Origin of the sequence: Phenylobacterium sp. 58.2.17, from assembly GCF_026411515.1 — a bacterium.
Lineage (GTDB): Bacteria > Pseudomonadota > Alphaproteobacteria > Caulobacterales > Caulobacteraceae > Phenylobacterium.
Genome location: NZ_JAPMTQ010000033.1, coordinates 41,310 through 50,217, shown reverse-complemented (window position 1 = coordinate 50,217; position 8,908 = coordinate 41,310). Strand labels below are relative to the sequence as shown.

The following is an 8,908-nucleotide window of genomic DNA, read 5'->3' as shown; positions in this document are numbered from 1 at the left end:
ACCCTGGAGCAGAAGCTGGAACGGCTGGCCGCCCTGCGCGCCGCCGAGGGCGCCGCCGGCGAGGCTCGCGAGCTACGCGCCTCCCTGGCCGCCAAGCTGGAAGCGGCGATCGAGCGCCTGACCGAGATCACCAGCCAGATCCGCGAGACCGCCCGCATCGAGCCCGAGCAGCTCGGCCGCCAGCTGGCCGAGGAGGCGGTCGCCATCCCGACCGACGCCGGCGGCATGGAGGCCCACCTCTACGCCCTGGAGCGCCAGCGCGATTCGATCGGGGCGGTGAACCTGCGCGCCGAGGAAGAGGCCGGGGAGCACGCCGCTCGCCTCGAGACCATGATGAGCGAGCGCACCGACCTGACCGGCGCCATCGCCCGTCTGCGCCAGGGCATCGACGAACTGAACGGCGAGGGCCGCGAGCGGCTGCTGGCCGCCTTCGAGGTGATCAACGAGCACTTCAAGGCGCTCTTCCAGGCGCTGTTCCAGGGCGGCCAGGCCGAACTGCGGCTGGTGGAGTCCGACGACCCGCTGGAGGCCGGCCTCGAAATCTACGCCTGCCCGCCCGGCAAGCGGCTCTCGACCATGAGCCTGATGAGCGGCGGCGAGCAGGCGCTGACCGCCTGCGCCCTGATCTTCGGGGTGTTCCTGGCCCAGCCGGCCCCGATCTGCGTGCTCGACGAGGTCGACGCCCCGCTCGACGACGCCAATGTCGACCGCTACTGCAACCTGCTCGACGAGATGCGCCGCCGCACCGAGACCCGGTTCATCACCATCACCCACAATCCAGTGACCATGGCCCGCATGGACCGCCTGTTCGGGGTGACCATGGCCGAGCGCGGCGTCTCGCAGCTGGTCTCGGTCGACCTGCGCCAGGCCGAGGCCATGGCGGCGCAATAAGTCGAGGTTCCGCAAGGGAATCTGCGCCGTTCCTAACCTTCGCCCCCGGCGGTCTGGCCCCGCGGGCGGTGGACGAGTTGTCGCGACGTCGTTTTTCTCAGCAATTACAACGCGCTAAATCACACAACCCCAGCCTTGACGCACCGCACCCGCGCCTATAGGTTCCGCGCGACTTGAAGCCCCGGCCGCGGCGGGCGACGTCGTGGTTCCAAAAGGCCGCCCGACGCATGCCGCATCCGGACAATTCGCGCGACGAGGCGATCAGGCGCCTCGACGAAAGGGCCGCTGCGCTTGAAGAGCGCACGACCCAGACGCCGCGCGACTACGGTTCCAAGGCCGCCGGCTACGGCTATCGCCTCATGGGCGTGCTGATAGGCGGGGTCTTTGTGGGACTGGGCTTCGGAGCCGGGGCGGACGTCGTTCTGAAGACGGCGCCTTGGGGGATGATCATCGGAGTCCTCGTGGGCTTCGGCGTTTCTATTTGGATGGCCGTTCGTTCGGCCCAGCGCATGACCGCCGAAGCGGCGAGGGAGTGGGGTCCCGTTCAGGACCTCCCCCCCGACGACGAGGACGATTGAGGGAGTTCGAGGCGGCATGGCCGACCCGATGCATCAGTTCGAGATCCACAAGGTCGTGGATCTGCCTTCGTTCACTCTGCCGGGCGTCGGCGCGATTGACATGTCGATCACCAATTCGACTGTCGCCATGCTGGCGGCGGCCGCTCTGGTGGTCCTGTTCTTCGCGGTGACCACCGCCAAGGCCGCGGTCGTGCCGGGCCGGCTGCAGGTCATCGGCGAGGGGATGTTCAGCTACATCGACGACCTCGTCGCCGGGATCATCGGCCACGAAGGGCGCAAGTTCTTCCCGTACATCCTGACCCTGTTCATGTTCATTCTGATGATGAACATGCTGGGCATGTTCCTCGTCTTCACGGCGACTTCGCAGCTGGCGGTGACCGCCTCGCTGGCCGTGATGACCATCCTGATCGTCATCATCTACGGCGTGCTGCGCAACGGCGCGAACATGTACAAGCTGTTCGTCCCGTCCGGCATCCCCTGGTACATGCTGATCCTGGTCACCCCGATCGAGATCCTGTCCTTCCTGCTGCGCCCGGTGACCCTCGCCCTGCGTCTGTTCGGCAACATGCTGGGCGGCCACGTGGCCATGAAGGTCTTCGCCGGCTTCATCATCTCGCTGGGCGCTCTGGCCGCCACCGGCGGCGTCGCCTCCCTCGCCTATGTGGCGGCGGCCCTGTCGCTCGGCGGCGTCGTCGCCCTGACGGCGCTGGAGTTCCTGGTCGCCTTCCTGCAGGCGTTCGTCTTCGCGGTTCTGGCCTGCGTCTATCTCAACGACGTGGTCAACCTCGGCCATCACCACTGATCGGCCGTCGCACTCAACAACCCTCTTCAACTTTCAAACGGGACTGAAAACTATGGACGCTGAAGCCGCTAAGTTCATCGGCGCTGGCCTCGCTACCCTGGGCATGATCGGCGCCGGCATCGGCGTGGGCACCATCTTCGGCCACTTCCTGGCGGGCGCCACGCGCAACCCGTCGGCCGCCGGCGGCCAGTTCACCAACCTCATCCTCGGCGCGGCTCTGACCGAAGCTCTGGGCATTCTGGCCTTCGTGCTCGGCCTGCTCATCCTGTTCTCCTAAAGCCAGATCCGCAGGTCCCGAGGGGCGCGTCGTCATCGTCGCGCCCTGACCTGCGTTTATAAGGACGCCTAAGCCTTATGGCCGCCGAGACCACATCCCACGAGGCCGTCGCCGCCGAACACGGGGCTCACGCTCCGGCCGGCACGACGGAAGTCGCCGCCCATGGCGGCGGCGAGAGCGGAGGTGGCCTGCCCCAGTTCGAGTTCGAACATTGGGGCGGCCAGATCGTCTGGCTCTTCCTCATCTTCGCCGTCCTCTACATCCTGCTGGCCAAGGTCTTCATTCCGCGGCTCCGCACGATCCAGGACACCCGCGCGGCGACCATCGCCGACGCGGTGACCCAGGCCCGCAGCGTTCAGGCCGAAGCCGAGGCGCAAGCCAAGGCCGCCCAGGCCGAGATCGACGAAGCCCGTGCTCGCGCGCGCGGCCTCGCCGTCGAAGCCAAGGCCAAGGCTGCCGCTGAACTCGCCGCCAGCCAGAAGGCTGAAGACGCCCGTCTTCAGGCCCAGATGGATGAGGCCGAGGCCCGCATCCGCGGCCTGCGTGACCAAGCCATGTCCAACGTCCGCGGCATCGCCGGCGAGACGGCTCAGGCCATGGTCGAGAAGCTGACCGGTCAGAAGGTGACTGCGGCCGAGATCGACGCGGCGCTCGCCGCTCGCGTTCAAGGAGCCGCCTGATGCCTGCTTTCCTTAATCCCGCCAACGCGGAGTTCTGGGTCGGCGTCGGCCTGCTGATCTTCCTCGGCATCGTGATCTTCGTGGCCAAGGCCCCGAAGGCCATCAACGCCGCTCTGGACGCCAAGTCCGCCAAGATCCAGGGCGACCTGGACGAAGCGGCTCGCATCCGCGAGGAAGCCCAGCGGCTGCTGACCCAACTGAAGGCCGAGCGCGCCGAAGCCGAGGCGCAAGCCAAGGACATGCTGGCCGCCGCGCAGGAAGAGGCCCGCCGCTACGAGGCCGACGCCAAGGCGAAGCTGGAGGAGAGCCTGGCTCGCCGTCAGCAGCTCGCCGAGCGCAAGATCGCCAACGCCGAGGCGCAAGCCGCGGCCGAGGTGAAGGCCGCCGCCGCCGATCTGGCGGCCCAGGCCGCCGAGGTGGTGCTGACCCAGCGCCTCCCGGGCGTGAAGACTGATCCGCTGGTCGACCGTGCGATCAGCCAGCTGGGCTCCAAGCTCCAGTAGGAACTAACGGTTTAGCGCCGGCGTCTGAAAAGGCGCCGGCTGCGAACCATGAAGCGAAGGCCCTTAGGCGCCAGAAGACGCTCGATCTTCAAAGCCTGATGCCAGGACATCTTCAGGATTTGCGGGTCCCGCCGCAGCAGCCGCCGGATCGGTGAGATCACCCGCGGGTGGGCGTGATGCAGGCGGACGAACTGCCGCCGCGCCTTGAACGAGTTGCGCAGGATCACCATCAGCCCGACGACGATCACCGGGATCCCGCCGGGGCCCGGCAGCGGCGCGATCAGCACGCCGGCGATCACGATCACGCCGCCGACCACGACCAGGCCGAAGCGCACGAGTCGCCCCGCGAGATCGCGGGTGACGTCGTCGGTGGCGCGATTGCCGCGCACGCTGGGCATGGCGAGTGACACGTTCAGACCTGGATTGAGCCCGCGCGCCGAACTGGGGAGGACCAGCGGTCGGGCGTCCTGCGATATGAGAACGTATCTAGGACTCGTAAAGGCGACCCTGCGGTTAAATTTCGTCCACTTGCGGCTATTCGGCGGCGAGCGGCGCCGGAGACACACCTGCCGCCTCGGGCCGCCAGGTGAGACGCGGCTTGCGGGCCGCCAGCGTCTCGTCCAGCCGGCGCAGCGGGGCCAGGTAAGGGGCGCCCTTGAAACGGTCGGCGTCGCCGGCCTTGGCGGCGTGCGCCAGGGCGATCAGCGCCTCGCAGAACCGGTCCAGCTCGTGCTTCGGCTCGGTCTCGGTCGGCTCGATCAGCATCGCCCCGTGGACGACCAGCGGGAAGTACATGGTCATCGGGTGGAAGCCCTCGTCGATCATCGCCTTGGCGAAGTCGAGCGTAGTCACCCCGGTGCCGTCCAGCCAGGCGTCGTCGAACAGCGCCTCGTGCATGCACGGACCGTCCGGGAAGGCCGCGCTCATCACCGGCGACAGGCGGGCCTTGATGTAGTTGGCGTTCAACACCGCGTCCTCGGCGACCTGGCGCAGGCCGTCGGCCCCATGGCTGACCATGTAGGCGTAGGCCCGGACGAACATGCCCATCTGACCGTGGAAGGCGCTCATGCGGCCAAAGCCCTGGGCGGCCTCCTCGGTGGTCTCCTCGACCAGCTTGAAGCCGTCCTCGCCGGCCACCACCCAAGGGGCCGGCGCGTGAGCCGCCAGAGCCGCCGACAGCACCACCGGACCCGCGCCCGGCCCGCCGCCGCCGTGCGGCGTCGAGAAGGTCTTGTGCAGGTTGATATGCATGGCGTCGACGCCCAGGTCGCCCGGGCGCACCCGGCCGACGATAGCGTTGAAGTTGGCGCCGTCGCAGTAGAAGTAGGCCCCTGCCTCGTGGGTCAGGCGCGAGATCTCCAGGATGTCGCGCTCGAACAGGCCGCAGGTGTTGGGGTTGGTGACCATGATCGCCGCCACGTCCGGCGACAGCTTGGCGGCCAGGTCGGCGGTGTCGACGCGGCCGTCGTCGGTCTGAGCGATCTCGACCACCGAATAGCCGACGAAGGCGGCGGTGGCCGGGTTGGTGCCGTGGGCCGAGGTCGGCACCAGCACGGTGCGGCGATGACCCTGCCCGTTCGCCTCGTGCGCGGCCTTGATGGCCAGCAGGCCGCAGAGCTCGCCGTGCGCGCCGGCCTTCGGCGACAGCGCCACGGCCGGCATGCCGGTCAGGGTCTTCAGCCAGTGGGCCAGACGGTCCATCAGCGCCAGCGCGCCCTGGACCGTGGCCTGCGGGGCCAGCGGGTGCAGGTCGGCGAAGCCGGCCAGGCGGGCCATTTTCTCGTTCAGGCGCGGGTTGTGCTTCATCGTGCACGAGCCCAGCGGATAGAGCGCCAGGTCGATGGCGTGGTTCTTCTGGGAGAGGCGCACATAGTGGCGCATCGCCTCCGGCTCGGACAAGCCCGGCAGGCCGATCGGCGCGGCGCGGACCAGGTCGCCCAGGTCCGAGGCGTCCTGCGAGGCCGGCGCCAGGTCGACGCCGGTCTTGTCCCAGCCGCCCAGTTCGAAGATCAGCGCCTCGTCCTGCAGCAGCCCGCGGCCGCCGGTCAGCGAGGTATGGCCGGTCGATTCAGCGGCGCCTTCCGGACGGGTCGGACGGCCAACATTCAGCATGGTCATTACGCGGTCCTCCCGGCGAGCGCCTGGGCGAAGGTCTGGATGTCCTGGGTGGTGGTGGTCTCGGTCGCGGCGACCAGCAGGACGTCGTCCATGCCGGCGCCCGGGTCGAGGCGCGAGAACGGCACGCCGGCGACGACGCCGTCGGCCAGCAGGGCGTCGACCGCGGCGGCTGCATCGCCCTTCAGGCGGATCGCGAACTCGTTGAAGAACCGCGGGGTCAGGACCTGAACGCCCGGCACGGCGGCCAGGGCGTCACGCAGCTCGCGGGCCTTGGCGTGGTTCAGGGCGGCCAGGTCGCGCAGGCCGCGCTCGCCCAGCAGCGACAGGTGGATGGTGAAGGCCAGGGCGCAGAGTCCCGAATTGGTGCAGATGTTCGAGGTCGCCTTCTCGCGGCGGATGTGCTGCTCGCGGGTCGACAGGGTCAGCACGAAACCGCGACGGCCCTCGGCGTCGACGGTCTCGCCGCAGAGGCGGCCGGGCATCTGGCGCACCAGCTTTTCGCGGCAAGCGAACAGGCCGACATACGGGCCGCCGAAGTTCAGGCCGTTGCCGATCGACTGGCCCTCGGCCACGGCGATGTCGGCGCCCATCTCGCCCGGCGACTTCAACAGGCCGTAGGAGACCGCTTCCGTCGTCACCACGATCAGCAGCGCGCCGGCCGCGTGAGCCGCCTGCGCGATCTTGCTGACGTCGGTCACGACGCCGAACACATTCGGGGTCTGCACGACCACCGCGGCGGTGTCGGCGTCGATGGCGTCGAGCACGGCGGCCTCGGCGTCGATCGCCGCGGCCTGGCGCACGATGTCCATGCCCTCGGCATGGGCGATGGTCTGGGTGGTCGCCGCATAGTGCGGATGCAGGCCGCCCGACAGCACCGCCTTCTTCCGGCGGGTGACGCGCTGGGCCATCATCACCGCCTCGGCGCAGGCCGTGGAGCCGTCGTACATCGAGGCGTTGGCCACCTCGAGCCCGGTCAGGGCCGCGACCTGGGTCTGGAACTCGAACAGCACCTGCAGCGTGCCCTGCGCGATTTCCGGCTGGTAGGGCGTATAGCTGGTCAGGAACTCCGAGCGCTGGATAATGTGATCCACCGTCGCCGGGACATGGTGCTTGTAGGCCCCCGCCCCGCAGAAGAACGGCCCAGCCCCGGCCGGGCGGTTCATCGCCGCCAGCCCGGCCAGCTCGCGCTCGACCTCCAGTTCGCCGGCATGCAGCGGCAGGTCGAACAGCTCGGCCTTGCGGGCCGCGACCGGCACGTCGACGAACAGATCGTCGACCGAGCCGGCACCGATGGTCGCCAGCATCTGCGCGCGATCGGCCGGGGAAAGGGGCAGGTATCTCATGGTGTTTCTACTCCCCGCTCGTCCCGGCGAAAGCCGGGACCCAAGCGGCGCATCAGCTTGGCGGGTCGGGCTTACAGCGTGCCCAGGAAGGCTTCGTAGGCGTCGCGGTCCATCAGCGCCTCGACCTCGGCCGGGTTGGCGAGCTTGATCTTCGCGAACCAGCCCGAACCTTCCGGCTGGTCGTTGACCGTCTCGGGCGCATCGCCCAGCGCGGCGTTGCCCTCGACGACTTCGCCTGAGATCGGGGCGTAGACGTCCGAGGCGGCCTTGACGCTCTCGACCACGGCCAGGTTGTCGCCCGCCTTCACGGTCTTGCCGGCTTCCGGAACCTCGACGAACACGACGTCGCCCAGCTGTTCAGCGGCATAGGCGGTGATGCCGATGGTGGCCACGTCGCCGTCTACGACGACCCACTCGTGATCCTTGGTGAAACGCATAGGTGGCCCTCTCTCAGAGCTTGCGAACGTAACGATGAGGAACGAAGGGCATGGCCGTGACCTCGGCGGTCTGGGCCTTGCCCCGAACGATGACTTTCAGCTTCGAGCCGGCCGCCGCATAGGCCGGCGGCACGAAGCCCATGGCGATCGGCTTGCCCATGCTCGGCGAGAAGCCGCCGGAGGTGACGACGCCGATCACATTGCCCGCTTCGTCGGCGATCTCGGCGCCCTCGCGGGCCGGCGCGCCTTCCAGCACGACCAGGCCGACGCGCTTGCGGCTCGCGCCCTCGGCCAGCTCCTTGGCGATTCGGGCCGCGCCCGGGAAGTCGCGGGCGTCGCGGCGCTTCTTGGAGATCGAGAACGCCAGGTCCGCCTCGATCGGGCTGACGGTCTCGTCGACGTCATGGCCGTAGAGCGGCAGGCCGGCCTCCAGGCGCAGGCTGTCGCGCGCGCCCAGGCCGATCGGCTTCACGCGCTCGTCGGCCAGCAGGGTGTTCCAGACCCGCTCGGCCTCCGAGGCCGGGATCGAGATCTCATAGCCGTCCTCGCCGGTGTAGCCCGAGCGCGAGACGATGGCGTCGGTCCCGAAGGCGTTCATTGCGCGGGCGTCCATGAACACCATGCTCGCCGCCTCGGGAGCGTGCTGCGCCAGCACCTCGGCGGCCTTGGGGCCCTGCAGCGCCAGCAGCGCGCGGTCCTCGAGGCGCTCGATGCGCACCTGCCCGGCCAGCTCGTCGTCGATGACCTTGAAGTCGTTGTCCTTGCAGGCGCCGTTGACCACCACGAACAGGCCGTCGTCATCCGGACGCGCAGCCATCAGGTCGTCGATGATGCCGCCCTTCTTGTTCAGCAGCACCGAGTAGCGCTGCTTGCCCGGCTTCAGGCCGATGAAGTCGCCGGGGGTGACCTCCTCGAAGGCCGACAGCGGCGAGACCCCGCGCAGCCGGGCCTGGCCCATGTGCGAGACGTCGAACAGGCCCGCGTTCTCACGGGTCCAGAGATGCTCCTTCAGCACCCCGTCCTTGTACTGCACCGGCATCGAATAGCCGGCGAACGGCACCATGCGGGCGCCCGCGGCGATGTGCGCGGCGTTGAGCGGGGTGGTCTTCAAGTTTTCTTCGGACACGACGGACTCCGGCTGATGACCTCGCGACCGTTCGACAGGGCAATGCCCTTGCGACGTTCGCGCCCCCGCTGTCCCTGAGCCTGAGAGATTTCAGGACCAGGCGGTCCCTTGCTCCTTCGGCGAGCGCCGGTTTCCCGACGCTGCTTTCCAGCG

General features: G+C 68.8%; 10 protein-coding genes and 1 pseudogene. 6 read left to right on the top strand and 5 right to left on the bottom strand.

The features are described 5' to 3' along the window. The 6 genes and pseudogenes from OUA97_RS17410 to OUA97_RS17385 all read left to right on the top strand — a co-directional run. A pseudogene (locus OUA97_RS17410) lies at positions 1 to 891 on the top strand (chromosome segregation protein SMC); the annotation flags it as partial. 227 nt (positions 892 to 1,118) lie between these two features. Next, positions 1,119 to 1,469, top strand: a complete 351-nt coding sequence (locus tag OUA97_RS17405) for an AtpZ/AtpI family protein (RefSeq protein ID WP_267233298.1) — start codon at positions 1,119 to 1,121, stop codon at positions 1,467 to 1,469. 16 nt (positions 1,470 to 1,485) lie between these two features. Next, positions 1,486 to 2,271: a F0F1 ATP synthase subunit A gene (locus OUA97_RS17400; protein ID WP_267233297.1), complete on the top strand. Its 786-nt coding sequence runs from the start codon at positions 1,486 to 1,488 to the stop codon at positions 2,269 to 2,271. Between the two features lie 52 nt (positions 2,272 to 2,323). After that, positions 2,324 to 2,548 carry a F0F1 ATP synthase subunit C gene (locus OUA97_RS17395; RefSeq protein ID WP_183772054.1) on the top strand — a complete coding sequence of 75 codons (225 nt, stop codon included), beginning with the start codon at positions 2,324 to 2,326 and terminating at the stop codon, positions 2,546 to 2,548. 77 nt (positions 2,549 to 2,625) lie between these two features. Then, positions 2,626 to 3,228: a hypothetical protein gene (locus OUA97_RS17390; RefSeq protein WP_267233296.1), complete on the top strand. Its 603-nt coding sequence runs from the start codon at positions 2,626 to 2,628 to the stop codon at positions 3,226 to 3,228. Next, the gene (locus OUA97_RS17385) at positions 3,228 to 3,731 is read left to right on the top strand and encodes a F0F1 ATP synthase subunit B (protein WP_267233295.1); all 504 of its coding nucleotides are present in this window, start codon (positions 3,228 to 3,230) and stop codon (positions 3,729 to 3,731) included. Before OUA97_RS17390 ends, OUA97_RS17385 begins: the two co-directional genes overlap by 1 nt. An 11-nt stretch (positions 3,732 to 3,742) precedes the next feature. Here the strand turns inward: OUA97_RS17385 and OUA97_RS17380 are convergent, their stop codons facing one another. The 5 genes from OUA97_RS17380 to gcvT form a co-directional block, all read right to left on the bottom strand. Beyond that, positions 3,743 to 4,141: a PGPGW domain-containing protein gene (locus OUA97_RS17380; protein ID WP_267233294.1), complete on the bottom strand. Its 399-nt coding sequence runs from the start codon at positions 4,139 to 4,141 to the stop codon at positions 3,743 to 3,745. A gap of 124 nt (positions 4,142 to 4,265) precedes the next feature. Further along, positions 4,266 to 5,849: an aminomethyl-transferring glycine dehydrogenase subunit GcvPB gene (gcvPB, locus tag OUA97_RS17375; protein ID WP_267233293.1), complete on the bottom strand. Its 1,584-nt coding sequence runs from the start codon at positions 5,847 to 5,849 to the stop codon at positions 4,266 to 4,268. Then, complete coding sequence (gene gcvPA / locus OUA97_RS17370) at positions 5,849 to 7,192, bottom strand: aminomethyl-transferring glycine dehydrogenase subunit GcvPA (protein WP_267233292.1); 1,344 nt, start codon at positions 7,190 to 7,192, stop codon at positions 5,849 to 5,851. Before gcvPA ends, gcvPB begins: the two co-directional genes overlap by 1 nt. A gap of 71 nt (positions 7,193 to 7,263) precedes the next feature. Next, complete coding sequence (gene gcvH, locus OUA97_RS17365; protein ID WP_267233291.1) at positions 7,264 to 7,629, bottom strand: glycine cleavage system protein GcvH; 366 nt, start codon at positions 7,627 to 7,629, stop codon at positions 7,264 to 7,266. Between the two features lie 13 nt (positions 7,630 to 7,642). Then, positions 7,643 to 8,755 carry a glycine cleavage system aminomethyltransferase GcvT gene (gcvT, locus tag OUA97_RS17360; RefSeq protein ID WP_267233290.1) on the bottom strand — a complete coding sequence of 371 codons (1,113 nt, stop codon included), beginning with the start codon at positions 8,753 to 8,755 and terminating at the stop codon, positions 7,643 to 7,645. Positions 8,756 to 8,908 lie beyond the last annotated feature (153 nt).

What these genes read in the sequence shown, in the direction of transcription:
- OUA97_RS17385 (WP_267233295.1), top strand. Translation starts at nt 3,228, where the DNA reads ATGCCTGCTTTCCTTAATCCCGCCAACGCGGAGTTCTGGGTCGGCGTC.
- gcvH (WP_267233291.1), bottom strand. Translation starts at nt 7,629, where the DNA reads ATGCGTTTCACCAAGGATCACGAGTGGGTCGTCGTAGACGGCGACGTG.
- OUA97_RS17395 (WP_183772054.1), top strand. Translation starts at nt 2,324, where the DNA reads ATGGACGCTGAAGCCGCTAAGTTCATCGGCGCTGGCCTCGCTACCCTG.
- OUA97_RS17405 (WP_267233298.1), top strand. Translation starts at nt 1,119, where the DNA reads ATGCCGCATCCGGACAATTCGCGCGACGAGGCGATCAGGCGCCTCGAC.
- gcvPB (WP_267233293.1), bottom strand. Translation starts at nt 5,849, where the DNA reads ATGACCATGCTGAATGTTGGCCGTCCGACCCGTCCGGAAGGCGCCGCT.
- OUA97_RS17400 (WP_267233297.1), top strand. Translation starts at nt 1,486, where the DNA reads ATGGCCGACCCGATGCATCAGTTCGAGATCCACAAGGTCGTGGATCTG.
- gcvPA (WP_267233292.1), bottom strand. Translation starts at nt 7,192, where the DNA reads ATGAGATACCTGCCCCTTTCCCCGGCCGATCGCGCGCAGATGCTGGCG.
- OUA97_RS17390 (WP_267233296.1), top strand. Translation starts at nt 2,626, where the DNA reads ATGGCCGCCGAGACCACATCCCACGAGGCCGTCGCCGCCGAACACGGG.